Source organism: Oceanobacillus aidingensis, assembly GCF_042654105.1.
GTDB lineage: Bacteria > Bacillota > Bacilli > Bacillales > Amphibacillaceae > Oceanobacillus > Oceanobacillus oncorhynchi.
Map to the genome: position 1 here is coordinate 99,940 of NZ_JBHSFT010000008.1, position 26,444 is coordinate 126,383.

24 protein-coding genes are annotated in these 26,444 nt (G+C 40.5%); 15 read left to right on the forward strand and 9 right to left on the reverse strand.

The annotated features are described in order from the left end of the window. The first annotated feature begins 117 nt into the window (after window positions 1-117). The 4 genes from ACFO3P_RS06105 (at window position 118) to ACFO3P_RS06120 (ending at window position 4,424) form a co-directional block, all read left to right on the forward strand. Window positions 118-1,569 (forward strand): M20 family metallopeptidase, encoded by a 1,452-nt coding sequence (locus tag ACFO3P_RS06105; protein WP_193063049.1) that lies wholly within the window; start codon window positions 118-120, stop codon window positions 1,567-1,569. A gap of 28 nt (window positions 1,570-1,597) precedes the next feature. Then, entirely contained in the window at window positions 1,598-2,419 is an 822-nt protein-coding gene (locus tag ACFO3P_RS06110; protein ID WP_042532579.1) for a DUF3100 domain-containing protein, read from the forward strand. Next, window positions 2,416-2,871, forward strand: coding sequence for a hypothetical protein (locus ACFO3P_RS06115; protein WP_193063051.1), 456 nt, complete (start codon window positions 2,416-2,418; stop codon window positions 2,869-2,871). The genes ACFO3P_RS06110 and ACFO3P_RS06115 overlap by 4 nt, the downstream gene beginning before the upstream one ends. Before the next feature lie 110 nt (window positions 2,872-2,981). Continuing rightward, window positions 2,982-4,424, forward strand: a complete 1,443-nt coding sequence (locus ACFO3P_RS06120; protein ID WP_193063053.1) for a M20 family metallopeptidase — start codon at window positions 2,982-2,984, stop codon at window positions 4,422-4,424. A gap of 104 nt (window positions 4,425-4,528) precedes the next feature. Here ACFO3P_RS06120 and ACFO3P_RS06125 read toward each other — a convergent pair whose 3' ends face one another. The 8 genes from ACFO3P_RS06125 to ACFO3P_RS06160 form a co-directional block, all read right to left on the reverse strand. Further along, complete coding sequence (locus tag ACFO3P_RS06125) at window positions 4,529-5,077, reverse strand: CBO0543 family protein (RefSeq protein WP_379542292.1); 549 nt, start codon at window positions 5,075-5,077, stop codon at window positions 4,529-4,531. Window positions 5,078-5,135: 58 nt separating this feature from the next. Further along, a complete protein-coding gene (locus tag ACFO3P_RS06130) occupies window positions 5,136-5,594 on the reverse strand; it encodes a membrane protein (RefSeq protein WP_042536045.1) in 459 nt (152 codons plus the stop codon). 2 nt (window positions 5,595-5,596) lie between these two features. Next, window positions 5,597-6,388, reverse strand: a complete 792-nt coding sequence (locus ACFO3P_RS06135) for a hypothetical protein (RefSeq protein WP_379542293.1) — start codon at window positions 6,386-6,388, stop codon at window positions 5,597-5,599. 187 nt (window positions 6,389-6,575) lie between these two features. Continuing rightward, window positions 6,576-7,121: a CBO0543 family protein gene (locus ACFO3P_RS06140; protein WP_379542294.1), complete on the reverse strand. Its 546-nt coding sequence runs from the start codon at window positions 7,119-7,121 to the stop codon at window positions 6,576-6,578. Between the two features lie 352 nt (window positions 7,122-7,473). Then, on the reverse strand, window positions 7,474-8,238 hold the full coding sequence (locus tag ACFO3P_RS06145; protein ID WP_379542305.1) for a DUF3231 family protein: 765 nt from the start codon (window positions 8,236-8,238) through the stop codon (window positions 7,474-7,476). Further along, on the reverse strand, window positions 8,229-8,477 hold the full coding sequence (locus tag ACFO3P_RS06150) for a DUF3231 family protein (RefSeq protein WP_379542295.1): 249 nt from the start codon (window positions 8,475-8,477) through the stop codon (window positions 8,229-8,231). The genes ACFO3P_RS06145 and ACFO3P_RS06150 overlap by 10 nt, the downstream gene beginning before the upstream one ends. 280 nt (window positions 8,478-8,757) lie before the next feature. Further along, window positions 8,758-9,258 carry a hypothetical protein gene (locus ACFO3P_RS06155; RefSeq protein ID WP_379542296.1) on the reverse strand — a complete coding sequence of 167 codons (501 nt, stop codon included), beginning with the start codon at window positions 9,256-9,258 and terminating at the stop codon, window positions 8,758-8,760. Window positions 9,259-9,547: 289 nt separating this feature from the next. After that, entirely contained in the window at window positions 9,548-10,567 is a 1,020-nt protein-coding gene (locus ACFO3P_RS06160; protein ID WP_379542297.1) for a DUF3231 family protein, read from the reverse strand. Window positions 10,568-10,695: 128 nt separating this feature from the next. Here ACFO3P_RS06160 and ACFO3P_RS06165 point away from each other — a divergent pair, with 128 nt between their 5' ends. The 10 genes from ACFO3P_RS06165 (at window position 10,696) to ACFO3P_RS06210 (ending at window position 22,634) form a co-directional block, all read left to right on the forward strand. Next, window positions 10,696-12,234, forward strand: a complete 1,539-nt coding sequence (locus ACFO3P_RS06165; protein WP_289585297.1) for a spore germination protein — start codon at window positions 10,696-10,698, stop codon at window positions 12,232-12,234. Next, complete coding sequence (locus ACFO3P_RS06170) at window positions 12,231-13,340, forward strand: GerAB/ArcD/ProY family transporter (RefSeq protein ID WP_289585298.1); 1,110 nt, start codon at window positions 12,231-12,233, stop codon at window positions 13,338-13,340. The genes ACFO3P_RS06165 and ACFO3P_RS06170 overlap by 4 nt, the downstream gene beginning before the upstream one ends. Next, window positions 13,333-14,499, forward strand: a complete 1,167-nt coding sequence (locus tag ACFO3P_RS06175; protein ID WP_289585299.1) for a Ger(x)C family spore germination protein — start codon at window positions 13,333-13,335, stop codon at window positions 14,497-14,499. The genes ACFO3P_RS06170 and ACFO3P_RS06175 overlap by 8 nt, the downstream gene beginning before the upstream one ends. 18 nt (window positions 14,500-14,517) lie before the next feature. Next, on the forward strand, window positions 14,518-14,688 hold the full coding sequence (locus ACFO3P_RS06180) for a hypothetical protein (protein ID WP_175297039.1): 171 nt from the start codon (window positions 14,518-14,520) through the stop codon (window positions 14,686-14,688). A 176-nt stretch (window positions 14,689-14,864) separates the two neighbouring features. Next, window positions 14,865-16,292, forward strand: coding sequence for an FMN-binding glutamate synthase family protein (locus ACFO3P_RS06185; protein WP_289585300.1), 1,428 nt, complete (start codon window positions 14,865-14,867; stop codon window positions 16,290-16,292). Between the two features lie 484 nt (window positions 16,293-16,776). Continuing rightward, window positions 16,777-18,228: a ribosomal protection-like ABC-F family protein gene (gene abc-f / locus ACFO3P_RS06190; RefSeq protein WP_289585301.1), complete on the forward strand. Its 1,452-nt coding sequence runs from the start codon at window positions 16,777-16,779 to the stop codon at window positions 18,226-18,228. Between the two features lie 147 nt (window positions 18,229-18,375). Beyond that, complete coding sequence (locus tag ACFO3P_RS06195) at window positions 18,376-18,822, forward strand: hypothetical protein (protein WP_052484994.1); 447 nt, start codon at window positions 18,376-18,378, stop codon at window positions 18,820-18,822. Window positions 18,823-18,856: 34 nt separating this feature from the next. Further along, on the forward strand, window positions 18,857-19,444 hold the full coding sequence (locus tag ACFO3P_RS06200; protein ID WP_212928813.1) for an anthranilate synthase component II: 588 nt from the start codon (window positions 18,857-18,859) through the stop codon (window positions 19,442-19,444). Continuing rightward, entirely contained in the window at window positions 19,441-21,177 is a 1,737-nt protein-coding gene (gene pabB / locus ACFO3P_RS06205) for an aminodeoxychorismate synthase component I (protein ID WP_379542298.1), read from the forward strand. Before ACFO3P_RS06200 ends, pabB begins: the two co-directional genes overlap by 4 nt. Window positions 21,178-21,443: 266 nt before the next feature. Then, window positions 21,444-22,634, forward strand: a complete 1,191-nt coding sequence (locus tag ACFO3P_RS06210; protein WP_042532630.1) for an MFS transporter — start codon at window positions 21,444-21,446, stop codon at window positions 22,632-22,634. Between the two features lie 125 nt (window positions 22,635-22,759). Here ACFO3P_RS06210 and ACFO3P_RS06215 read toward each other — a convergent pair whose 3' ends face one another. After that, a complete protein-coding gene (locus ACFO3P_RS06215) occupies window positions 22,760-24,337 on the reverse strand; it encodes a BCCT family transporter (RefSeq protein ID WP_212928815.1) in 1,578 nt (525 codons plus the stop codon). A 590-nt stretch (window positions 24,338-24,927) separates the two neighbouring features. Here ACFO3P_RS06215 and ACFO3P_RS06220 point away from each other — a divergent pair. After that, complete coding sequence (locus tag ACFO3P_RS06220) at window positions 24,928-26,415, forward strand: amidase family protein (RefSeq protein WP_289585303.1); 1,488 nt, start codon at window positions 24,928-24,930, stop codon at window positions 26,413-26,415. The last annotated feature ends 29 nt before the right edge of the window (window positions 26,416-26,444 follow it).

Genomic DNA, 26,444 nt, shown 5'->3' on the forward strand with positions numbered 1-26,444 from the left:
GTAAGAAGATAGATGAATATACATATATTTTAATTAATTATAGATGTTTATACACTATTATTGCAATTATTTTTACTATAAGATAATTATTAATATTATATATGGAGGCGAAAATGCATGAAGACAGATGAAAACAAAGTTACGAGTCAAATTGAAGCAATTATCGAAGAAAAACGAGAAGCATTTTTTAACGTAAGCGATCAGATTTGGCAGACACCGGAGATACGGTTTGAAGAAGAAAAGTCTGCTGCTTATTCCTCTGATTTTATGGAACAGCAGGGATTTCAGGTGGAACGCGGTGTGGCTGGAATTCCGACAGCATTTGTGGCAAACTTTGGAAATTCGGGACCGGTAATTGCCATATTAGGAGAATATGATGCCTTACCGGGACTCAGCCAAAAAGCAGGTGTGACAGAATATATCCCCGTTGAAACAAGTGGAGCAGGACACGGATGCGGACATAATTTACTTGGTGTAGGTGCAATGGCAGCAGCTGTTGCTGTAAAAGAATACTTAGAGAAAAATAATCTGGAAGGGACGATTCGTTATTATGGATGTCCTGCCGAGGAAAGCGGCTATGCAAAGACATATATGGTTAAAGCTGGACTGTTTGATGATGTAGCAGCATCCTTCTCATGGCACCCTCATTATTCCAATTCTTTATTCCATGGACCATCCTTAGCGGTGATTCATGCTACGTTCACTTTTAAGGGGAAGAGCTCTCACGCCTCTGCTTCACCGGAACTTGGAAGAAGTGCATTGGATGCTGTCGAACTGATGAATGTAGGTGCGAACTACATGCGCGAACATATGATTGATGAAGCCCGTGTACATTATGCGATTACGAATACTGGCGGAAAGTCTCCGAATGTGGTCCAGCAGGAGGCAGAGGTTTCTTATTTTGTTCGTGCGCCGCACGGAGAACAAGCCCGTGCGCTATTTAAACGACTGAATAAAATTGCAGAAGGGGCAGCGTTGATGACAGAAACAAAAATGACCTATCGAATTGAAGGAGCATGTTCTAATCTTGTTCAGAATTCGGTATTGGACAAACTGCTTCATAAAAATATGCAGGAGCTGCAGCAAGATGGATTTACTGAGGAAGAAATAGAATTAAGCAAAAAATATTACGCAACATTGAATGAAGATGATAAAGCTTTTGCTGCACAGCTAGTTGGGAAGAAAAGATCGGAAGAATTGGCGGAAAGACCGCTCATCCATGAAATCACACCGTATATAGAAGCACCGGAGTATCGAAAAGGGGCAGGGTCGACCGATGTAGGTGCAGTGAGCTGGGTGACACCAACTGCACAGCTCACTGCAGCAACCTGGACCTATGGAACACCATTTCATACATGGCAGGTCGTATCTCAAGGAAAGACAACCTATGCAAAAAAAGGCATGCTCTTTGCGGGTAAAGCAATTGCCAGTACGGTTATTGATGTACTCCGCAAGCCGGAAGTATTAGAAGATGCTGTTAAAGAATTATATGAACGTGAGGCCGGTTCAGAAAATTATCAATCACTTTTGCCGGAAGAACAAGAATTGCCGTCACTAATTAAAAATTAAGATATCGTCACTAGAGGGGGAAGACAACATGTTGAAACAAATTCCAGGATACTTAAAAGATTGGCGGCTGCATGCTGCAGCTCTTTTAATTGTATTGCTTGCAGAATCGATCGGCACCATTTCATTCGAACTTGGAGCTGGAATGATTCTTATCCTGCCAATGATTTATGCTTTTATATTGGGAATTGCAATGGTATTTACTCCGGTTATCAAGGAGAAGCAATTTAAGCATTCAGAAATAATGACAACAGCTTTAATAGGGTTGCTTGTTGCAAAAGTAAGTCTGAATATTGGCCCGGCAATTAGCATGATTGTTCAGGTAGGCCCAGCTATTTTACTGCAGGAAATTGGAAACCTCGGTACTGTTTTACTGGGTCTCCCCCTTGCGATTTTATTAGGAGTAAAGCGAGAAGCGATTGGAATGACATTTTCCATTGCAAGAGAAGGAAGTTTGGCTATTATAAGTGATAAATTTGGTTTTAATTCTCCAGAAACGAGAGGTGTTTTTTCGATATATTTATTCGGATCGATCTTTGGAGCTGTATTCTTCGGATTAATGGCAAGTTTATTGGCTAGTTTTACTCCATTAAACCCTCTGGCACTTGCGATGGCATCAGGGGTCGGAAGCGCCAGTATGATGGCTGCATCAAGCAGTTCTCTATCAGCTGTATACCCGGAGATGGCAGCAGAGATTCAATCATTAGCCTCGGCCAGTATGATTTTATCCGTTGCGACAGGCTTTTTTGTATCTATTTTTATTGCACTTCCGCTGGCAGAAAAGATGTATCATCTGTTAACGAAAAGAAAGTCTGATAAGGAAGCGGAAGAAAAGAGGGAGGTAGGATCATGAGCAAACAGTTATTTCACACGGTATTGGCTTTGATTTTATCAGCAATTATTGTGTTGATAGGAAATTGGATTGGTTATAAAGTTGTCCCGACAGAGGCCTTAATGGGAATGTTGGTTATTATTTTAATTGCTGGAGCCGGCTTTGCTTTAAAAATGATTATTCCGTGGAAGACGATACCGGGCATTCTTTATGTTGCAGGGATATCCATTATTGTCTCCTTGCCTATAACGCCTGGTTCTGAGCAAGTTATTGAATGGGCAAGTGCTATAGATATTCAAGCATTTACTACTCCGCTGTTAGCGTATGCCGCTATCGGAATTGGTAATTCATTGGCTGATTTCACGAAATTGGGTTGGAAGAGTATTGTAATTGGTTCTATGGTATTCTTAGGTACATTTTTGGGATCAGCGATCATTGCAGAAATTGTTTTAAGAATTCAAGGTATAGTTTAATAGCTGAACATCCTCTTAAAAATAGAAAAAGAACCAAACATTATACAACGCAGTCTGCTTTGCTATAAAATATATAGTGAAGTCATTGTAGAAAGGGATGTATAGAAACAATGAGGGAAGATGTTGTAAAACAAATCGAAGAAATTATCGAACAGAAGCGGGAAGCTTTCTTTAAAGTAAGCGACCAAATTTGGGAAACACCTGAAATTCGTTATGAAGAAGAAAAGTCTTTCCAATACTCATCGGATTTTATGGAAGAGCAGGGATTTCAGGTAGAACGCGGGGTAGCGAATATTCCAACTGCATTTACTGCAAGCTTTGGGAATAGTGATCCAGTTATTGCGATTTTAGGGGAATACGATGCTTTACCCGGGTTAAGCCAAAAAGCTGGTGTGACAGAATTTGATCCAGAAGTACCTTATGGACCAGGGCATGGCTGTGGTCATAATCTGCTTGGTGTCGGGTCGATGTCTGCGGCTGTTGCGGTGAAAGAATACTTAGAGAAAAATCATTTAGAAGGAACCATCCGTTATTATGGGTGTCCGGCAGAGGAAAGCGGTTATGCCAAAACATATATGGTTAAAGCGGGATTATTTGATGATGTGGCTGCATCTTTTTCCTGGCATCCGCATTACACAAACGGTTTATTCCATGGGCCATCTCTGGCAGTTATCCACTCTACCTTTACTTTTAAAGGGATAAGCTCTCACGCAGCAGCTTCACCAGAACTGGGAAGAAGTGCGCTTGATGCGGTGGAATTAATGAATGTCGGCGCCAACTACATGCGTGAGCATATGATTGATGAAGCACGTGTTCATTATGCGATTACGAACTCTGGAGGAATGTCTCCAAATGTTGTCCAAAAAGAAGCAGAGGTTTCTTATTTTGTACGTGCTCCACATGCCGACCAGGCGCGTGCTTTGTTTAAACGACTCATAAAAATTGCGGAAGGTGCTGCGTTAATGACAGAAACGTCCATGGAACACCGCATTGAGGGCGTATGCTCCAATCTTGTTCAAAATGCAACGTTAGATAAAATGCTCCATAAAAATATGAAGGACTTAGAGCGTCCGCATTTTACAGAAGAAGAGCTGGAATTAAGCAGGAAGTACTATCAAACATTAAATGAAGATGATATTGCATTTGCTGCATCCTTGGTCGGCAAGGAAAAAGCGAAGGAACTCGCAGCGCGCCCGCTTATTCATGAAGTGGATGCCTATCACGAGGCGCAGGAATATGTCAAAGGATCAGGATCTACTGATGTAGGAGCGGTCAGCTGGGTGACGCCTACTGCACAGCTGATGGCAGCAACCTGGACTTTTGGGACGCCATTCCATACATGGCAGGTTGTATCGCAAGGAAAGACTTCCTATGCTAAAAAAGGAATGCTTTATGCAGGGAAAGCTATAGCGAGCACTATCATTGACGTCCTGCAAAATCCAGAGGTTCTCGAGGATGCTGCAAAAGAGCTTCGTGCCCGTGAAGCAGGTCCGGAAAACTATGTGTCCTTGTTGCCGGAAGATCAGGATTTACCTTCTATGCTTCGTAAATAGGCTGGAAAAAGCCAATTCTTGTTGAAATAAGAAACAAAATCTATGCTCCCTTTATCATTGGCAGAGAAAGAAGAAGGCTGCTTTTACACGATAAAGGGGGCATTTTAAGATTCATAATACCGGTCCAGTTTCTTAAATTTATTCACCACGAATTTGAATACAATCCCTATCAGTATATAAGGAAAGAAGGAATAGATATGTTTCCAGCCATGCAGTTCATATATCTGTAACCAGACCAGAAGCGGTTCCAGGATAAATGCGAAAACAAAAGCATTTATGGTAGAGGCAACTATAAAAGATTTCCATGTACGAAAATATTGGTAGACAAGCATATAAATAAAAGGCATCTGTATAGTATGTATTTCAGCAATCTGAGAAACCGGCAATAGTGTATTTGTATAATGCCATAGAAATAAAGAAACTCCTATTGCGTCCCCGATTACTCCCACAGCAGTAACAAAAAAACCATATGTGACGATCTCGAATATTCTTTTTTTATCTAAAAAAATTATCCATACAATAAAAATACCAACAGTAGTAACAAAAAGAATCCACCAGCTGATGGTAAATAAGTTTTCATGTAACCAGTACTCCGTTCTTGTATCCCTATACTGCTGGAATGTTTCAATAACACTCCTCCAAGTAGATTGCATACATGTTCTCTCCTTCAGTTAAAGCAAAAGTAAATTAATGGCAAATACAGGTGAATAATCATTTTACTTTTGCTATGCCTAATGCAAAATGTTTCCATAGAATATTTTCTACTAATTCAGTCATTGTTTTTTCACATTCAATAATAAGAATAACCTCTGGGTGTTTCCCTTTCAGAAGTCTTTTCCGCTTTTTAAGTACTTTTTCTGTGAACAGTCTGATGGCGACCCCTAAAACAAATCCAATAAACGAAGCAATCAATCCCCAATAAATCGGGCCCCAAGCCAATTCAAAACCGATACTGGTTCCGATAACAGAAAAAGCCGTAGCAAGTGCTACCCCTATGTCAATCAATGATGTGCCATCAGATCGATGCAAACCATCAAACAGCTTGCGATCTTCCCCCCGATTATCAAGAGGGACCGCATAAATACTAGCTTTGGGAATGCCGTTTTTTTCAAGCGTGGCGATAGCCATTTCGATATAAATATTATTTTCGAGTATCGCGTAAATTTGCATCATTATTCATTCACTTTCTCTCCCTTTAGAATTTGAAAATTAGAATCCTGGTAATTATCCTTTAAAAATCTCCGCTGTTCTTTTTCGAAGAGTTTATTATTTTCCACTGTATTGACATACGCATCATAAATAGCAAATCCATATATAGAAGGTAGCATGAGTAAGAATTCCTCTCTTAGAACAGCAGTGGACTGACTGAGGTCTCCTGAAATCAAAAGTGTGACAGCTTCAAGCAGGTGTGATAAATACAAAAAAATAACCGTCCAGCTGATAACGAAGAGGGCCGTAACAAGTCTATGGATATAAAGCTGTCCCAAACCTGGCACAAAAGCTGACCAAATGGCAGCCATCATAGGGTTTCTCTTATCTAAGTAGTTGATTTCCATCGATCCAATACTGAATAGATTGAAATGATGGTCTTCACGCTCTGCCAGCATATAAACTTTGTTCATATCTACCGTTGTCCGGTGACTATCCCAGATAGCAAAAAAATAGACGGGTAAATAGGCTAAAAGCCATCGAGAGTCAAGCACATTTGTAGCCATTTCAAACTTGCCCTGAAAAGAATAAAGAATGGCTAAATTAATGTTCGCATTCAAATTAATAAAAACTTCCCAAATAAATAAAACAAATCCGCGAAGATATTTCGATAAAAGCAAATGGCCAAATCCTGGATAAGCAGCGCTCCACCACGCAATAATTGAAGGACTTCTTAGATGAAGCTGTGTGGTACCAAGAATGCTGACATGGGCTTTATAACGTCTGCCGGTATTATCGGTTACATGATTATCCATGAACGGTCTCCTTCTTTTCCTATTTTTTAACATCTTTTCCTTTTAACGAATGTTTTATACAGAATGTCCTATCAATTGGGGTTTTATAGGGGTTTCATTTTGCTAAATGTACCATCCATGTCAAATGAATTTTCCACCCAGTTAACTTTCTGAAAAGGCAGTGATATACATGTATTTATCCAAAAAGTTATTTATAATTTTGATCCATTTGCTTCAGTTTATTTACTGTGAGCTTGAACCCGGCTGCTATCATAATATAAGGTAAGAATGAATAGATATGTTTCCAGTGATAAGGTTCATATACGTTTAACCACACTAATGCAGGTTCAAGAATAAAAGCGAAAATGAATGCATTAATGGTAACAGCAATCAAAAAGGGTTTCCATGCTGGGAAATACTGATAGATCAGCATATAAATAATAGGCATCTGTACCCTGTGTACTTCAACAATCAAAGGTGCAGGTAATAATGTATTTGGATAATGCCATAACAATAATGCGACACCAATGGCGTCTGCTATTACAGCAATGTATGTAACTAAAAACCCGTATATCAGCATCTCCATGATTCGTTTTTTATCTAAAAGAACCAGCCAGATAATAAAGGCGCCAATTGTTGTCACAAAAAGAATCCACCAGCTGGGGGTGAATAGATTTTCATTTAACCAGTATTCCAATTTCATGTCTCTAGACTGTTTTGCCAAGTCAAAAATGTCTTGCCAAGTAGGCTGCATATACGCACGCTCCTAATCCTGGATTAACGCATATTGGTGAATGAATGCTTAAGATAGGTGTATTAGTACCTATACTGGGAGGGTTCTTTCTAGAAAAATAAGAATGATGGCCGTATTATAATGAAGATTTTTGCTTTAACTAGTGCTATATAGACATCTTTTTTATAAATTTTAATGTGTTTTCATTATGACCTGTAGAATAGTCACGTAAGAAAGGGGATCAAGCAGTACGATTTTCATTTGGGCAGGCTCCTTTTCTTCCATATATTTTCCTGTTTTTTAGGATAAATAAAATGTACGCTGCAAGAGAGAAGCGTACATTTTTGATTTTTATAACCTAATTTTCAACCTTCTACCCCTTTTTTGCTAACTTATCTCTATTCTTTGCTTGAGGAGGTTCTTCCATCCAACCGTTATCAATCATAAGTTTGGCACCCTCGGCAGAGTATTTCATGATTTCAACGGTTAAACGCGAATAGTCAGTGACGAGATCTTTACGGGCATCCATGCTTATACTGCTTCCGTAATAACCAATGCTGGCGGCAATGAGACTGCTTGTAAAAAACATCATGAGCTTGTCTGAAAAAGGAGAAACGGTCGAATCGGTAATTCCTGCATCTGATGTAGCAGAAGCTGGAAGATCTTGATTGAGCTTTGAACTAAAAGCCTCGACATGCTTCTCCGCAACTTCCTTTCCCTTCACCATGTATTTACGGACGGCCGGATTATTGGCCACCTGACTAAAACCAATCAGTAATGATTTTCCTAATAAATTCCGTTGGCTGTTAGCGAAAAGATTCGAGATTTCCAAAGCAGTGAGAGGACGATTTTCTCCCATCCATTTACCTAGGAAATTGCTGTCGGTCACAAACGCAATACGATCGGGCGGAGTGATCTCAGGTGCCCGCACAAATAACCCCTTGTCTAATAACAGGCTGTTGGCCCTTTTATGAAGATCAACGGTTTCAGCCATACATTCCGAATAATAATTATGGATATCTGAGCGGACTGCTGTGCCAATAGCTATGCTGTAAGCGTTCATTCCTAGAATCCCCATCATTTGCAAGTAATATAGCATAAATCCATCTGTATATAGTCTTGGAGCACTTAAACTAATGTCTGCTTCTGTAAACCCAAGAGGTACAGGTCAGCTTTCACCTGTGAAAAATTTGTCAGCTTAGGAATATGTGATTCAGATAATTCCAAGGCATGCTGAAGTAATGCAGAGATTTCCGGATCCTCCACTGTCTTCACAAAAGATTTCAGCATACAAATTGAAGCAGTATCTTCTTGATATGTCGTCCAAATCTGTGAAATTTCTGCAGATGATAAAGGAGCATTATATGTCGATGTCATGTGATTTTTCCTCCAAAAATGTATTTCCGTATATTTTTTTCCGCTCCCCCAACGAATATTATTATCCGGTATTCGAAGGAAGCGGCGGAATAGGGTTAGAACGAAAGAAGTAATGCAATGTGTTTCCAACATAAATTTTTTATATTTATTGGAATAAATATTGATAACATCCAAGTGAAAGTAAAGCATGAAGAAACAGGATATGGTTAGGTGCGAATGCGGACTGCAATCCGTAATAAATAAACTTTTTATCAGGCGAAGCAATCGCCTGAAAGCATGGTTAGAGAACCTCTTCAGTTTCTCTGTCCATATATATTTTTAATAAAATCCATCTGATCAGTCCGCCGACTGCCAAACCGACTGGTGTAGACAGAATCGGCAGCCATAGTGGACCAATCAAATGACCTGCAATGGTGAAGCTGGGCGAAAAAACGACGCCAACAGTAACAAAATAGGCAGAAAAAACAAGCGGCAGATATGAGAAGGCTTTTTCCCCGCCGCCCGCATCTCTATAAGCATCCCATATCGCATAGAAATATAAACACGGATAAAACATTAACCATAAATAGTTAGTCTGTGCGATGGCTTCCTCGATTTTAAGGTTGAAGCTCAATACAATAATTGTATTCAAATTTCCCATCACGTTAACTAAGAATTCCAATCCAATAAACATAATCCCCTTTATATAATGACGATTTAGTAACTGAGCAAATCCAGGCAGAGCAATGCTCCAAAGTACTGCTTCAAGCTTCTTGCTTTTTCTTGATAACGTCGTCTCCATTGGTTCACCCGCTTTGTTAATTTTCTTATCATCCATTCAGGGAGGGCTGTTTCGCTAGTTTCATTTTGGTATAAAAGCCATATTCAGAGTAAGGAAAGGTTCAACAACTAAACGGAGATAATTTGTGAAGATGTATTTTTTATTGACCAAATTGGCTTAATAATAAACGGCTGCCTTGTTTAATGATGCTTGCTATTAGATACATCATTGATTTTTCAAGAAAAAATTCGGCCTTGCAATTCAGCAAAAGCCGATGTTTTTTCCGTAAGATTCAAAATGATAAATGGTATCAATTCTTCTCCTTATTCTTTGCCAGTTTTTCTCGATTTCTCGTACCTGGAGGCTGCTCCAGCCAATTGTTATCAATCATGATATCGGCACCGCTTTTTGCAAGCTTAGCAACTTCCATAGAGAGCCGTTCATAATTTGCCGCCAGGTCCAATCGCTGACTGGCTGCTGCCGCAGTAGCATAATTTCCGATTCCTGCAGACATGAGCAAGGACATATGGAACATCATTAATTTATCGGAAAAGGTTTGTGTTGTAGAGTCACTTACTGCTATATCAGGTACTTGCGGTGCTCCAATATCATTCGCCATCAAGTTATCCACGAATATTTTTATATGTTTCTGAGAAACATTTTTACATCTGATCATAAAATCCTGTACAACTTTGGAAGGAGAGGTCTGAGCAAACGCAAGGCACAATCTTACCCCCATTTCATTTGTTTGGATGTTCATATAGAGATGAGATATCTCAATGGCATTTAATGGCCGTTTATCACTAAATGGATTGAGTCCGCTAAAATATTTTTTGCTGTCCACATAATCGATTTGCTTTGGAGACTCAATATAGGGGTGTCTCGCATTGATTCCTTTTTTCAGAGCAATTTCCACAGCATGATCATAAAGCGCCGCCATGTCCTGAAGCGCTTGTATGGAGTAATCCCGTATTTCTTTTTTTATACTCATCGTGACAAACCCGCTGTAAGTAATCATCCCGATCCTTGCCATATGCGTCACATAGGTTAAACAAAAAACATCGGTGAAAAGCCAGGGAGCTTTCATATTGACGTCTTTCTCCGTAAATCCATTTGGGACTGCAAAATTTTCTTCTTCAAAAATCTGATGCAGCTGGTCTATTTGATTTGTGAAATTGTCATAGGCATGCTGGACAACAGGCTTTATTTCAGGGTCATCCACATGCTTTAACATAAAACTCAAAATGCTTTTTGCCAGCGTATCATTCATATATCCTGTCCATACAGAAGCAATTTCGGCAGCGGTTAAGTGTATATTTTTTTCATCCATTTGGTTTAGTACCCCTTTCACAGGCGATATATAGATTTAGATTTTGCAAATGGATATATTTTATACATAAATGGGGGTCCTATTGGGAAAAAGAAGAGGAGCAACTATTCATATGACTTGAGGGGATAATGTTGGGCCGATCTTTCTATTGGCAAAATAAAAAGAAAAACACAGAAGAAAATTTCTCTTTGGAAATTGGAACAAATCTGACTGAAAATCTAAGTAATATAAGAAAAATGCTAGAGGATCCAAGTGATTTAGTAATACGTGAATTCACTATTGGCAAGGCAAATCATCGAATCGCAATTGTTTATATCGATGGCATTGTGAATAATATCTACATCCATGATCATATTATGGAGGATTTAAAAAATGCTTCGGACTTGCCTGTTGATAAACAGGAGCTTTTTGATGCGGTTGATAAGGAAGTTATTACAGTAACAGGTATCGAACTGGGACATTCATTAGACGATGTATCGAATGCTATTTTAAGCGGAAATACGGTGTTCTATTTAGATGGAGTGGATCAAGTACTTATCATGGATACGGTAGGCGGGGAAAGTCGTGCTATCGAGGAGCCCCGGTCGGAAGCGCTGATTCGCGGCTCCAAAGAGGGGTTTATCGAAAATATACGAACCAATACCATGATGATTCGTCGATATATTGCGGATCCTAATCTGCGTTTTAGTACCTATAAAGTTGGCAGACGATCCAAGAAAGACCTTGTTGTAGCCTATATGGACGGTATTGTAAATCCAGATATGGTGAACGAAGTAAAACGAAGACTGGAAACGATTGATATTGATGATGCACCGGAAAGCGGCTATATTGAGCAATGGATCGAGGATAGTTTTTTGTCCCCTTTTCCACAGGTTTTAAATACGGAAAGACCAGATAAGGCTTCTGAGGCGCTTCTTAAAGGGAAGGTGGTCATTCTCCTTGATCGTACGCCGTTTGTATTGATTGCACCGGCGACTTTTGGAAGCTTGCTCCAGTCTCCTGAGGACTATTATTGGCGCTGGTCACTCGGGACACTGGTTAGACTGCTGCGTTATCTTGGTGCATTTATTTCGGTATTTTTGCCAGCTTTATATATCGCATTGGTTTCCTATCATCCTGGGCTGATTCCATCCGATTTGGCATTTTCCATTGCTGCGAGCAGAGATGAAGTTCCTTTCCCGCCTACTGTGGAGGCTTTGATTATGACGGCAACGATGGAGTTGCTGCGCGAAGCTGGATTACGGCTGCCGACTGCGATAGGGCAGACCATCGGCATTGTTGGCGGGCTCGTTATTGGAGAGGCAGCAGTTTCCGCTGGGATAGTCAGTCCTATTATGGTTATTGTCGTTGCACTCAACGCCATTGCATCGTTTGCTTTGCCTTCCTATAGTATTGCCATCACATTTCGCATCCTGCAGTTTGGGTTGATGGCTGCAGCGGCTGTATTCGGACTTTATGGAATCATCCTTTGCTACATCATGATTAATATCCATATTGTGAATTTGATGAGCTTCGGTGTGCCATATTCCACTCCATTTGCACCAAGCTTTATGAATGATTGGAAGGACCTTGTGTTACGTGCACCGATTGCAATGATGAAAAGGCGGCCTGTCTATATGCAGACCAATGATAAAAAGCTCATGAACAAAGGGGAGCGTAAACAGTGAAAAGGTTTAAATATGCAGATGAAAGAATTAGTGAAAGAGATATCATGATTGCTATCCCATCCATTGTAATTGGGGTAGGGATTCTTTCGATGCCAAAACAATTAGCCTCTGTAACGAAAGGTGCTGATGGATGGATCCCCTTGCTCCTTGGCGGATTATTTGCTGTTTTTATATCCTGGGCAATAGCTAAATTTGCGTCAGGATTTCAAGGGCAAACCTTCCTTACCTACGCTTCCAAAATCGTAACAAAACCAGTAGCGATAGTTTTAAGTCTGATGTTTGCAATTCTCTCCATCTTTGTCACTGCCTATCAAATTCGTAAAATCAGTAATATATCGCAGCAATATTTATTCGACCGTACCCCAATTGAAGTGATTGCACTGCCCTTTTTGCTGGTAGTTGTTTATGCTGTTTCGGGATCACGCGCTGGGCTGTTCCGAATCAACATGATGTTTATGCCGATTATTCTTTCGATAGCTCTTATCATCGTGGTATTTAATGTTGGTTGGTTGAACGCTGGAAACTTAATGCCTGTATTACAGACCCCCATAACTGGTTATACACAGGTGATTGCGAATACAGGTGCCATCTCTTATCTTGGATTTGGAATTTTATGGTTTTACCTTTCGTTGGTTGATAAACCAAAAAAAGCACCAAAGGCAGCTGCGCTTGGTATGTGTATACCTGTTGGATTATATATGATGATTTTTATCATGTGTATTGGCGTGTTCGGGAATGCTGTTACATCTAATTTACTCTATCCGACAATAGAGCTGGCAAAGGTGGTAGAGATACCCGGCGGTTTTTTTGAACGGTTTGAATCTGTTTTCTTTGTGATATGGATTATGGCTATTTTTATTACGGCAACGATGGCTATGGACATCGGGATTTTTGCATTGAATGCCATCTTCAAAAATACAGAGAAGCTAAAAATAATTTTTATTTTAACTCCGATCATATATTTTGTCGGGATGTTTCCGCGAGATGTGATGGAAGTGGATTTAATAGGATCAATAATGAGTTGGTTGATGCTTATTTTAAACATCACGGTTCTTATCTTATTAACGGTGGTTGCTAAAATCAGAGGGGTGAAGCGGAATGAATAAAGCATATCTATTCCTTTTAGGCTGTTTTTGTTTGCTGCTTGCCGGATGCTGGGATGAAGTGAACATTGAAGAACGGGGGTTTGTGATTGGTGTTGCACTCGATTTAGCAGAAGAACAATCTGGAGATAAACCAATCATAACAATGACAGATCAGTTTGTTGTTCCTTCAGGATTAGGTACTCCCAGCGAAGGAGGAAACAATGCTGAAACGCCTTATAACAACCTATCCATTAGCGGTCAAAGTTTGTTTAAAATAACTCGGGAAATGGCACTCATTCAAGGCAACCCACCTTTTTATGAGCATTTAAAATTAATTGTTGTTTCTGAAGAATTAGCAAGGGAACCAGAAATGTTTGCAAATAGCATGGATTTACTTATTCGTGACCACGAGATGCGAAGAGAAACCAAAGTGATCATTTCCGACCAGAAGGCGAAAGAGTTGCTGGAAATCGAATCCCAAATAGAGCCGCTTCCTGCGATGCATATTGACAGGGTAAATGAAAATATGGATAAATCAGGAGCATTGATTGAACCGCTAAGAATAGGGAATCTAAATGAATACATGTTAGAAAAAAATAATTACCTTATTCCAAGAGTTGTTCCATCAGATGGAAAAATGATGTTTAACGGAGCTGGTGTCTTTGATGGAAAGACGAATCAATTAGTTGATGTTATTAGTGGATTAGAAATTGTTGCCGTTAATTTAATAACAGGAGATTTAAAAGGGGGCTATATTGAATTTGAGAGTAATGATGGAGAGATGGTTTATGAAATTAAACGCGCAAAAAGTAACATAGAAATGAACATTGATGAGACGGGCAAACTAAATATTGATATAGAAATTGATACAGAGGGTTATATCGCTGAGGTGTTTAGTGATAATTCCTTGTTAAGTAAAGAATATTTCAATGAATTAGATAAACTGATAAGCGGAAGGATGGAACAAATCACATCCAATATCATAAAAAAGGCACAAGAAGACATAGGGATGGACTTTTTTGGATTCAGAAAAATGATGGAGGAAAGGCATTATAAAGAATGGTTGAAAGTAAAGGATAACTGGGACGAAGGCGAAAATATCTTTCAGAATGCATCCATAAATGTAACGGTAGATGCCACTGTCCGTGCAACAGGCACCGTGGATCAGACAAGGGATTAAGAAGGGAGTGACGTATTTATGTGGGATGAGCTGACGGGCATATTACCCAATTATTTAATTCTGCTGTGTACTTTATTATCCTTCCTGGTTCCGTATGTTATTTATAAAGTGAATCAAAAGCTGCACGAATACGGTGACCCGCCATGGAAGCATAGCAGATATGAAGAAAATAAAAACAAAAAAACATAACCCCTGCAGATGCTGGCAGATAAACCGATTATGTTCCGTTTTTGCGAAAGATAACGGTAGCGAAGCAGGGGCAGTTAATCAATTGTTATTTCGGAAACGTCCAAATACTCAACACCGAGAACTGCAAGACAAAGCAACCTGTGATGTAAATTGGAGAAAAAGGAGTGTGTGTACAGATGGTGCTCGATATCATTATTCTTATTCTGCTTAGTCTGTTTATTATCATGTTTTTTTTGTTGTTTATCATGAGACGCCATTTGATAAAAAGGATGGTTGCTAAATATGGGAAAACCCTGATGGAAGACCGCTATCAAGAGAATTTATTTGAAATGGTAACCGGTTTTAAACATATGGGGATCCAGCGAACCTTTGAGAATAATTTACGGGCGGAATCTGGCGATGTCTTGCACCGTCCGCTTGGTTCTTCCAAAACGTGGCCGGATTTTGAAATGCTGACATTTATACCGGCTCAAGTAGCAACGTTTCCGACAGAATATACGGAGCAGGTAGATTTCAAGGTAACGATAGGTCCCCAGGCTAAGCAGCCAATGGAATTAGATATTCCCTTAATGATCAGCGGGATGGCGTATGGAATTGCATTAAGCAAAGAAGTGAGACTGGCGCTGTCTGATGCGGTAAATCAGCTGGGTACTGCACTTAATTCCGGTGAAGGCGGCGTGATGGAGGAAGAAATCGATGGAACAGATAAGTATATCCTACAGTTTTCCAAGACAAGCTGGTCCAAGGAAGAACAGCTTATCAAGAAAGCATCGATGATTGAAATAAAATTTGGCCAAGGTGCTTTGATGAGCTCGGGTGTTGTGATTCCGGCAGAGGATCTTCAAGGAGATATTCGAAAGGTATTAAACCTGGACGATGGAGAAGAAGCCGTTATCCATAATCATTTTTTTAAGGATCAAACCTTAGAAGATTTTAAAAACCTTGTTCAGGAGTTAAAAGAACTGACTAACGGCGTGCCGATTGGAGCAAAAATTGCTGCCGGTGGAAAAATAGAAGCGGACATTGATGCTTTATTAGAAATTGACGTGGACTATATAGCTGTGGATGGCGGGCAGGCAGCAACCCACGGAGCGCCGCCAATCTTATCAGAGGATTTTGGGATTCCTACCATTCATGGTCTCCACCGGGCACATCAGCATTTGCAAAAAAAGAAGGCAAGAGATAAGGTCAGTCTGATTATTTCGGGCGGAATGTTTACACCGGGACAATTTTTAAAAGCAATAGCATTAGGGGCGGATGCTGTTTATTTAGGATCAGCTGTTTTATTTACTGTCTCTCACAAGCAGGTGTTAAATGCTGTGCCCTTTGAACCGCCGACACAGGTTGTCTGGTACGATGGCAAATACAAGGATGATTTCAACAGACAGGAAGGGGCGAAGGCATTAGTCAATTATTTCAATGCTTCGGTAAAAGAAATGGAAGAAGGGATTCGGATGATGGGAAAAAAAGCATTATCGGAGTTATCGAAGGATGATCTTGTGGCCTATGATGAGGGTGTTGCCCGGGATTTTGATGTTCCTTATAGTGTTTGTTCGGATGAGGGGAGCTCTGAGAAGAAGGAGGAGCCGATGATTGAGCTTTAGAGCAAAAAGCCAAGTTGACGCAAACATGCAAACATCATATAATAAAATTAAATTCAGAACGGAAGGGAAAATGTGCTAAGATGAGATTTCGATTCCTAGACTTGAACAATTAATTTGATAACATGTTCAAGCTCTGCCTGTGCGTTGACGCTCGCAGAGAAATAGGAGTCGTCTGTCTTTTTTAGCTATTATAAGGAAGGTATACATGAGGTATATCTTTTTCCTGAAGGAAGTATGTAAAAAGGACAGCAGACGATTTGCTGTTCTTTTTTAAGGATGAAATACAGGTACAACAAAAGGATTTCTATTTCTTTTTGCGCGGGGAAGCAGGGTGTTCGTTCTAATAAAAAATAGGGAGAGATGACGATGCAGATGCTATTGTTCTTTTAATGGATACGGGCTTGTTATCAGAAAATACAAGCTCGTATCGATCCAGTTACAGGCTATCGATACGAGAAATTAAAAAATCTCGGAGGTAGCAAATATGCAAAACATTCAATTTGAAATAAAAGACGTCGAATTAATGTATTTAGATAAAGATATTTTTTCCATCGAACGGTTAGCGGTTCATTTTATGGATCGGATTGGTATTGTCGGTCCGAATGGGGCGGGAAAAACAAGTCTGCTCCGTTTGCTGGCAGGAGAGATAGAGCCGACAAAAGGGAAAATTCACCGCCATGCAAGCTTTGCTTATTTAAAACAAATGGAATTCCCGGGTGAGGAACAAGCAGATCCAAAGGTATTAGGCAAGCTTCAGGTTCCCAATATAGAGGAAGGTATCAGCGGCGGTGAGCAGACGAAAATAAAAATAGCACAGCTTTTGGCAGCGTATAACGAAGCACTGTTGATTGATGAACCAACTACGCATCTTGATCAGCAGGGAATCCGTTATTTACGGAGAGAACTGGAGAATTATTATGGGACGCTAATGTTAATCAGCCACGACCGGAAGCTTTTAGACCAGCTCGTTACAACGATTTGGGAAATTCGTGACGGAGAAATCCATGTTTACTCCGGTAATTATACGGAGTATGAAGAACAGAAGGCTTTGGAGGAATATCTGCAGCAGGAAGCGCATGAGCAATATTTGAAGGAAAAAGCCCGTTTAGAAGCAGCAGCACAGGATAAAATGCAAAAGGCTGCGAAAATGACGAAGGGCGCAAAAGCAAATGCCCGAAAGAAAGAAGGAACGGACCGGCGGCTTGCGTCAAAACCTAAAGATGTTTCGCAAAAGGCGATGCAAAAAAGTGCCAAAGCCATGGAAAAACGGATGGACCAATTGGAAAAGGTCGATGCTATTCAGCATGAACGGCCCATTCAGTTTCATCGTTCCAAAGCGTTAGAACTGCATCATTCCTTTCCGGTAATGGGAAATCAGCTGACGCTAAAGGCTGGGGAAAAACTGCTTTTAGAAGAAGTCCGTTTTCAATTTCCTTTGGGTAAAAAAATTGCGATTACCGGAGCGAATGGTTCTGGAAAAAGTACGCTGCTGAAGGCGGTTTACGAGCGGCAGGAAGGACTGGAGATTTCACCGAAAGTAGCATTTGGTTTCTTTGACCAGCTTGCTTATCAGGAGAAGTCAGACGAAACGGTTTTAGACAGTTTAAAGAAAACAACCGATTATGAGGAAGGCTTTTTACGCAGCATTCTGCATGCTATGTATTTTAAAGGAAATTCGATTTATAAAAAACTGTGTCACTTAAGCGGCGGTGAAGCGATCCGGCTGCAGCTGTGCAGATTATTTCTTGGCTCTTACCATATTTTATTACTGGATGAGCCGACGAATTTTTTGGATATCCAGACAACGAAAGCTTTAGAAGCATTCTTTAAAGGCTATCCGGGCACCATTATTTTTGTTTCCCATGATGCAGCCTTTATCGAAAATACAGCAGATCATGTATATGAAATAAAAAATAAAAATATCACTGAAAAGTAAGGAGAGCAGGGGCAGCTATTTGCTCCTGCTTTTTTACCTTATATAATAAAAACAAAAAATCATACACTTTCCAGATGGACAAAACAGTTCACAATATCAATAATAAGAACAGACAATTCATTTAAAGCAAAAAAGGTGGACAGCATGATGAAAAAGATACTTATTATTACATGTGTCATTGTAGCAGGAGTATTTTTCCTCGTTGGAAAATGGGGAGGAGATAGTAAACTATTTGCACAAACATTACCCTCTAATATGAATGAAGCACATGAGATTAAAGAAATTACCATATACGAAGTGAAGCCGACAGGAAAGCCTAAAGCCATTTCGCTAACGGAAAAAGAAGATATTGCCAAGATTTTAAAAGCTGGTGAAGCAATGGAACTCAATGAAACAAATGACTTTGTAAGCTCTGGTTATCTGCTTCTGTTTCAAGGCTCTAAAGAAAATTATGCGTTGACCGTAAATGAAGAAGGGAACATAGATATGAACGGGCATGAAGAACATTATGATATTAAAGGAAAAAATGCATTATTCCAGGCTATTCAAGGAATGGATAATCAATGGGAGCTGTTAAAGGAAGGGGAGTTATAGAGATTTACTATTTTGACGATCTGGAGGTGAAGAAATGATTTTAATGATAGATAACTATGATTCATTTGCTTATAATATCGTCCACTATCTGGAGAATTTAGGTGAAAAGGTTGTCGTTAAATATAATGACCAGCTGACTATCGAAGCAATCGAGCAGCAGCAGCCGGAGTATATTGTCTTATCTCCAGGACCCCATACGCCTGAAGAAGCAGGAATGACATTAAAGGTCATTGAGCATTTTAAAGGAAGTATTCCTATTCTTGGTATTTGTCTCGGGCATCAGGCTATCGGCCAAGCCTTTGGAGCTGCCGTGATAAAAAATAATCCTGTTCATGGAAAGCAGTCGCTTATTTTTACTGACCAGCAGGGCGTTTTTTCACAGCTTCCTAAAAGCTTTACGGTGACAAGATACCATTCCTTAAGTATCGATTCGGACAGCATTCCGGAATGCCTTGAAGTCAGCGCGACTACAGAGGATGGAACAATCATGGGGATACGTCATAAAGCCTACCCCATCGAAGGGATGCAATTCCATCCGGAATCCATCAGCACGGAGCATGGCTATACATTGCTGAAGAATTTTCTAATGCAATATAAAAAGGCAGGTGAACTTCAAAAATGATAGAGAATACGAAAATGTTATTTGATTTTTCATTTAAAGAAGAAGCAGGTGTGCGCCGTATTTTTGACAAGCCGATGGACATTCTAATTGCTCATTCAGATGATGAAGTAGAAAATGTTTTTGCACAAATGGAAGGATACCAGCAGCAGGGCTATTATCTGGCTGGATATATTTCCTATGAAGCTGCCTCGGCATTTGATAAAAATCTGGTGACCCATAAAAAAAGCGACCTGCCGCTTATGGTGATGGGGGTTTTTAAAAGTGTACAGCTGGAGCACACAAGGCCGGCTGCTGACCGTGCCTATCCTCCGGTGAATTGGGAGATGACAACCCCCAAGCAGCAGTATCAGCAAAATATCGAATCGATAAAAGCTGCGATTGCGAGAGGAGATACATATCAAGTAAATTATACTGTTCGGATGGAAGCAGATAGAGCAGTGGATGCAGATTTACTGTATGAACAATTATCTGGAGCGCAGCAGGCAAGGTATGGTGCCCATCTGCAAATAGGGGATTACCAAATTGTATCTGCCTCTCCGGAGCTGTTTTTTGAACGAAGGCAGCAGTTCATCCATACGAAACCAATGAAAGGAACCATCAAACGAGGGCGGACTCCAGAGGAAGATTCCTCTAATAAAAGGAAGCTCACTCATTCCGAAAAGGACCGGGCAGAAAATGTAATGATTGTGGATTTACTTCGAAATGATTTATCGAAAATTGCTGTGAGGGGCTCTGTTCATGTACCGAAGCTTTTTGAAATAGAAAAGTATCCTACAGTTTATCAAATGACCTCAACCATTAGGGCAGAATTAAAAAAAAACCTCAGCAATTTTGATCTATTTAAAGCGTTATTTCCTTGCGGTTCCATCACCGGTGCACCAAAGCAAAGTACAATGGAAATCATTCACGAGCTGGAGGATTCACCGAGAGATATTTATTGTGGAAGTATCGGTTTTATCACACCAAATCAAGATGCACTATTTAATGTTGCGATACGGACTGCTTGGATGAAGGATGGGAAACCGCCTGTTTATGGAGCAGGAGGAGGAATTACCTGGGAGTCGGATACGGAAGGGGAATATGAAGAAGCTTTAGCAAAAACAGCCATTTTAAAAGCGGCTTCTCCATCCTTTCAAATTGTAGAAACAATGAAATATGATGGGACACAGATACTTCGGCTGAACAGGCATCTCGCCCGGCTAAAACGAACGGCGCTTCAATTCCAGTATCCTTATTCCATGGATAATATCCGGCAACAGCTGAAGGAAAAGGTAAAGAATTATGATGGAGAACAAAGAGTACGCCTTTTATTAGGGCAGGATGGGGAAATAAACATAACCTGTACGCCGCTTATGAAAGAGTCGGAAGCAATGAAAAAAGCAGGGATAGCTTCCTCGCCAATCAATAAAAATGATATTTTTTACTATTATAAAACGACGAATCGGCAAATGTACACGTCTTTTCGAGAGCAAGCCCCTGCTTCCTTTGATGTCCTTCTATGGAATGAAGAAGAACAGCTGACGGAGTTTACGATTGGGAATCTGGTAATAAAACAACAGGGTGACTATTATACGCCGCCTGTTTCTTCGGGACTCCTTGCGGGTACTTACCGGGAAGAACTGCTGGAGCGGGGAGTAATAAAAGAAAAAATTCTATGGAAGAAAGACATCTCTTCTTTTGAAGAGGTCTGGCTGATTAATAGTGTACGAGGCTGGGTAAGGGTAACATTTTAAAAAATAATTTTGTAAAAAAGATTGCATGATTAACCGGTGCAATCTTTTTTTATGCATTATGAAATGACTGGAATATTGCTGCAGCAAAAAGGATTTATAGCTGTTCGATTATAAACATGCATGTTGTTAAAAGAAGTCGATGGCAGTCGAAAAAAAGGCAAAAAAATTTTGAGCAAAAGTATATCTGAAATAAAAAAGTTGTGATATGATGTATCAGATTCCTAAGGGAGGTTTTAAATGAAATTTTAGTTAAGGAGAAATGAAGTATGGAAAAACAAAATATGACACTGTCTATCTTGCTGATGAATTTGTTTATTGCATTTTTAGGTATTGGGTTAGTTATTCCAGTTTTACCTACTATTATGAATGAATTGAATTTGTCTGGATCTGTTGTAGGGTACTTGGTAGCAGCTTTTGCAGTTGCGCAGCTTATTGTTTCACCACTTTCTGGAAGATGGGTCGATGTGTTTGGACGTAAACGCATGATCGTTATCGGATTATTGATTTTTAGTTTTAGTGAGTTTTTATTCGGTATCGGGAAGACCGTAGAAATTTTATTTATCTCAAGAATTTTAGGTGGAGTGAGTGCTGCTTTTATAATGCCTGCAGTTACCGCATTTATTGCCGATATTACAACGCTTGAATCCAGACCGAAAGCGTTAGGCTATATGTCTGCAGCGATCAACACCGGATTTATTATTGGTCCTGGTGTCGGTGGATTGCTGGCGGAAGTAGGACCGAGAGTCCCGTTTTTCGCAGCGGCAGGTTTAGCCTTATTCACAGCGGTTTTATCCACAATAACATTACGTGAACCAGAAAGAAAACAAATGGAACAAGGAGAAACAGCAGCTCCAAAACCCGGCTTAGGAAGAATCTTTGTTCCAATGTACTTTATCGCGTTTATTATTATATTTATTACCGCATTTGGTTTATCTTCCTTTGAATCGCTATTTTCTCTATTCGTGGATCATAAATTTGCATTCACACCGAAGGATATTGCGATCATTATTACCGGAGGAGCGATTGTCGGCACGATTGCACAGGTTGCCTTGTTCGGTAAATTGGCAAATAAATGGGGAGAAATCCGTTTGATTCGTTATTGTCTCATTTTCTCTGCCATTCTTGTTACGGCAATGACCGTTGTGGAAAGCTATGCGATGATTTTATTCGTAACGATTGTTATCTTTATAGGCTTTGATTTACTAAGACCGGCTGTGACCTCTTATCTGTCAAAAGCGGCTGGAAATAATGAACAAGGCTTTGTTGGTGGAATGAACTCGATGTTTACAAGTATTGGAAATGTATTTGGACCAATTATTGGCGGGATATTATTTGATATAAATTTAAATTATCCTTATTATTTTGCAGCAATGGTATTGTTAGCAGGTATTGCTGTGGCAATGGTTTGGAAAGAACCAAAAACGCAGGCAGAACACGCATTAGAAAAAATAAAATAATTGCTGAAGAATAACTGGATAGAAGAAACGCACTTGTGCGAGCGGAAGGCTCTGAAGCACAAGTGCGTTTTGTGTATTAGCAATCATTTTTTTACAGAAAGGGAGCAACCTTCAGGAAACAAAAGCTAATCCTTTCTGCTTATATTTTCAATCGTAATCGATTTTGGCTTTCTAGCATCTCTCTGCAGTTTTAAATCGTCTGTAGAAGCCCGCATAAACGACCATGCCAGCAGAATCATGATGAAAATAACCGGGAATCCGGCAACAATACTGGCTGTTTGCAAGGTCTCCAACCCGCCGATAAACATTAACGCCATCGGCAAAATCATTAGCATAAATGCCCAGAAAATCCGGTGCCAGCGCATTGGCTCGCCGCCGATTAGTTTTCTTTGGGCTACAGCTGCCAAAATATAGGAGGCTGAATCAAAGGTGGTCGCTAAGAAAATAATAGCGAGTATCGTGAAGACAGGAATAATAAACCAGGAAATCGGCAGCTGATCCAAAATAGCAATAATGGCAGCCGGGGCTCCATATTCATTCATAAATCCAATCACATCGAAAGATTGGGACAGCTGCAGATAAAGGCCATAATTTCCTAAAATCCCAAAGAACAGGACACAGCCCAGTGTTCCGTAAATTAATGTTCCAAGAACCATCTCTTTGATTGTTCTTCCTCGTGAAATTCTAGCTACAAAGAGCCCGACAAACGGTGCATAAACCACCCACCATGCCCAGTAGAAAACGGTCCAGGTTTCCGGGAAATTCGTTGCTTCATATCCTGGAACAGAAGCTAATGGCTCAAGCCAGGTTGCCATGGAAAAGATATTATTGACAATCCGTCCGATACTTGTAAACGTCATTTCGCTGATAAATAAGGTTGGACCGAAAATAAAGACGAAGGCTAGAATAAATAACACGAGCCAGATATTTAAGTCACTCAGCAATTTAATCCCTTTATTAATACCGGAATACGAGCTGAATGCAAATATAGCAGTACATATGAGCATAATGACTGCCTGCATTCCCAGCGATACAGGAATACCAGTAACGTGATTCACGCCTTCTGCAATCATTGGCGTTCCAAGTGCCAGCGTTGTTCCGGCTCCACCAAGCAGACCGAAAATAAACAAGACATCAATTATTGTCCCCAGCGGTCCATCTGCGTGTTTGCCAATAACCGGTCGGGAAGCTTCGCTGATTTTAAGTACAGGTTTTTTGCGGACATAGTAAAAGTAAGCGATTGGCAGGGCGGGCAATGTATATAGTGCCCATGCAATAGGTCCCCAGTGGAACATGCCGTAGCTTGCTGCCCAGTTGATAGCCTCCTCCGATTCCGGTGTAATACCGAACGGCGGCCCTTCATAATAGTAAGCCCATTCAATCATTCCCCAATATAATATACTGGAGCCGATACCTGCGGAAAAGAGCATGGCAGCCCATGAAAATGTTCCAAATTCTTTTTTTGTATTTCTGTCGCCGAGTTTTATGTTACCGTTTCTGCTGAATGACACATAAAGCAGAAAGATTAGGACGCCGAGTCCCAATAATAAGTATAGAATACCAAAATTTCCTGTGACAAATTCATTTGCCTGATTAATCACGGATGCGCCGGCTTCCGGGAATAAAATCAATGGAATAACGACACTAAACAAAATAACAAGCGCTAATATGAAAGTAGGCCAGTCTATTAAACGTTTATTCATTTATTCATCTCCTCATCTGTGTTGAATGTTTTTAGGATGTCATGGATAACTGTCTGAATCAATGGTTTAAAAAGGGCCTGCCTTGTTTTGTATGCTTCCCTATATATCCGTTTACAAACAAAAGTACAAGGGACTCATGTTTCCTGGCTGAAACGCTCTTGCAAACGGTATAGTAAAAAGCAGAAATTATTTAACATTCGGAACGGAAAAGGACGGTATTATTTTTTTCGTTAGCTATTAGGAAGCGGAATTATTCCTGATAGCGGACGATGCGAATGCTGGGCAGAATATTGTAGAGAAAAGTCGCCATTTGTAAAACGATATCATTATAATATTCTCTGCAGATTTTATCAAGGGCATTTAGATGGAGGAGGCTTTGTTCCGGGCAGTTTGAAACCGTATCGTTTATGGTAAAAATAAGGTAGAATAAAAGGAAATTGGGAAGGAGATACAACAATTTGAAGAAAACACGATGACATTCCCGCTAAAGCAGATTCAGGCAGGCGCTGTACCAAATATATTGCAGCAATCCGAATCAGAGATGGACCTGCTGTTTCCCTATTAAAAAAGAAATATAAGGAAGTGATTCGATGACGTTTCATGAATATAAAAACTATGATGCAACGGGTCTGGCAGAGCTTATCCGGCGAAAAGAAGTACAGCCCTCTGAATTAGTAGAAACCGCCTTTAGTCAGCTGCATCAAGTGAATCCCGAGTTAAATATCACTACCCATCAACGGGAAGAAGCAGTGAAAAAAGAAGCAAATCAATTTCTTGTTCAAGAAGCTGCTTTTTCAGGTGTTCCCATATTGATGAAAAATATCTCACAAGCCATTGAAGGAGAAAAATTAACCTCAGGCTCGCGGCTGCTTCAGAATCATGTAGAGAAGCGTGATAATTATTTTGTTAAAAAATTTCGGGAAGCGGGCTTTTTATTTATGGGGCATACCAACAGCCCTGAATTTGGCTTGAAAAACATAACCGAGCCAACGCTGTATGGGCCGACAAGAAATCCTTGGAACCCGGCTTACTCTCCTGGCGGGTCAAGCGGAGGGGCTGCAGCAGCTATTGCCTCTGGTGTTGTCCCAATGGCAGGAGCAAGCGACGGCGGCGGTTCAATCCGCATACCTGCATCCTTTAGCGGGCTGGTCGGATTAAAACCGACACGCGGACGAACTCCTGTAGGACCGGGAGTCGGCAGGCAGTGGCAGGGAGCATCGATTAATTTTGTATTAACCAAAACTGTACGGGACGCTGCTGCCATGCTGGACCAATTACAGGTGGTAGAGCCTCATGCTGCCTTTCAGACGCCGTTATATGAAGCGGGATATCAGCATACGCTGTCTGCCAAGCTTCCCCAACTGCGGATTGCTTTCACTACAGACTCACCGGCAAATACCCCTGTATCCGATGATGCGAAAAAAGCAGTGCTGCAGTTTGTCCGCCATTTGGAACAGAATGGACATATTGTGGAAGAAAAAACTTCTCCCGTTGACGGGGTTCAGCTGATGCGGGATTACTATGTGATGAACAGCGGGGAAATGAATAGCGTTATCCGCGGACTTGAAAAGACAATGGGAACGTCATTGACAGCAGAGGATATGGAAATCGAGTCATGGCTGCTTCATCAAGCTGGAAAATCTGTATCAGCTGCAGATTATTCGGACAGTCTGGCGTCCTGGGACCGTGCAGCAGAAACTATGTCTATTTTCCACCAGTCCTATGATTTCTATATTTCTCCGGCTGCCGCTTTTCATGCTCCAAAGGTCGGAGAGCTGACGATGACAGCGCAAAAGGAACAGGAATTTAAGGAAAGAATGGCTGTTGAAAAGGAAAAGCAGAGCATCATTTACGATATGTTTTTGCCCAGTTTAACGTACACCCCATTTACGCAGCTTGCGAACTTAACAGGGCAGCCGGCTATTTCTTTGCCGCTTTATGTCACAGATAATGGATTGCCAATTGGTGTGCAGGTTATGGCAGGAAAAGGCGGAGAGCATCGTCTTTTGCAGCTTGCCTATGAAATAGAGAACAGTGATTTATGGAAGGGCATGCAGGGCAACCCTTATTTTTCATAATAAACCTTACTCCTTTTAATATCTGTTAG

What these genes read in the sequence shown, in the direction of transcription:
- ACFO3P_RS06105 (WP_193063049.1), top strand. Translation starts at nt 118, where the DNA reads ATGAAGACAGATGAAAACAAAGTTACGAGTCAAATTGAAGCAATTATC.
- ACFO3P_RS06110 (WP_042532579.1), top strand. Translation starts at nt 1,598, where the DNA reads ATGTTGAAACAAATTCCAGGATACTTAAAAGATTGGCGGCTGCATGCT.
- ACFO3P_RS06115 (WP_193063051.1), top strand. Translation starts at nt 2,416, where the DNA reads ATGAGCAAACAGTTATTTCACACGGTATTGGCTTTGATTTTATCAGCA.
- ACFO3P_RS06120 (WP_193063053.1), top strand. Translation starts at nt 2,982, where the DNA reads ATGAGGGAAGATGTTGTAAAACAAATCGAAGAAATTATCGAACAGAAG.
- ACFO3P_RS06125 (WP_379542292.1), bottom strand. Translation starts at nt 5,077, where the DNA reads ATGCAATCTACTTGGAGGAGTGTTATTGAAACATTCCAGCAGTATAGG.
- ACFO3P_RS06130 (WP_042536045.1), bottom strand. Translation starts at nt 5,594, where the DNA reads ATGCAAATTTACGCGATACTCGAAAATAATATTTATATCGAAATGGCT.
- ACFO3P_RS06135 (WP_379542293.1), bottom strand. Translation starts at nt 6,388, where the DNA reads ATGGATAATCATGTAACCGATAATACCGGCAGACGTTATAAAGCCCAT.
- ACFO3P_RS06140 (WP_379542294.1), bottom strand. Translation starts at nt 7,121, where the DNA reads ATGCAGCCTACTTGGCAAGACATTTTTGACTTGGCAAAACAGTCTAGA.
- ACFO3P_RS06150 (WP_379542295.1), bottom strand. Translation starts at nt 8,477, where the DNA reads ATGACATCGACATATAATGCTCCTTTATCATCTGCAGAAATTTCACAG.
- ACFO3P_RS06155 (WP_379542296.1), bottom strand. Translation starts at nt 9,258, where the DNA reads ATGGAGACGACGTTATCAAGAAAAAGCAAGAAGCTTGAAGCAGTACTT.
- ACFO3P_RS06160 (WP_379542297.1), bottom strand. Translation starts at nt 10,567, where the DNA reads ATGGATGAAAAAAATATACACTTAACCGCTGCCGAAATTGCTTCTGTA.
- ACFO3P_RS06165 (WP_289585297.1), top strand. Translation starts at nt 10,696, where the DNA reads ATGTTGGGCCGATCTTTCTATTGGCAAAATAAAAAGAAAAACACAGAA.
- ACFO3P_RS06175 (WP_289585299.1), top strand. Translation starts at nt 13,333, where the DNA reads ATGAATAAAGCATATCTATTCCTTTTAGGCTGTTTTTGTTTGCTGCTT.
- ACFO3P_RS06180 (WP_175297039.1), top strand. Translation starts at nt 14,518, where the DNA reads ATGTGGGATGAGCTGACGGGCATATTACCCAATTATTTAATTCTGCTG.
- ACFO3P_RS06185 (WP_289585300.1), top strand. Translation starts at nt 14,865, where the DNA reads ATGGTGCTCGATATCATTATTCTTATTCTGCTTAGTCTGTTTATTATC.
- abc-f (WP_289585301.1), top strand. Translation starts at nt 16,777, where the DNA reads ATGCAAAACATTCAATTTGAAATAAAAGACGTCGAATTAATGTATTTA.
- ACFO3P_RS06195 (WP_052484994.1), top strand. Translation starts at nt 18,376, where the DNA reads ATGAAAAAGATACTTATTATTACATGTGTCATTGTAGCAGGAGTATTT.
- ACFO3P_RS06200 (WP_212928813.1), top strand. Translation starts at nt 18,857, where the DNA reads ATGATTTTAATGATAGATAACTATGATTCATTTGCTTATAATATCGTC.
- pabB (WP_379542298.1), top strand. Translation starts at nt 19,441, where the DNA reads ATGATAGAGAATACGAAAATGTTATTTGATTTTTCATTTAAAGAAGAA.
- ACFO3P_RS06210 (WP_042532630.1), top strand. Translation starts at nt 21,444, where the DNA reads ATGGAAAAACAAAATATGACACTGTCTATCTTGCTGATGAATTTGTTT.
- ACFO3P_RS06215 (WP_212928815.1), bottom strand. Translation starts at nt 24,337, where the DNA reads ATGAATAAACGTTTAATAGACTGGCCTACTTTCATATTAGCGCTTGTT.
- ACFO3P_RS06220 (WP_289585303.1), top strand. Translation starts at nt 24,928, where the DNA reads ATGACGTTTCATGAATATAAAAACTATGATGCAACGGGTCTGGCAGAG.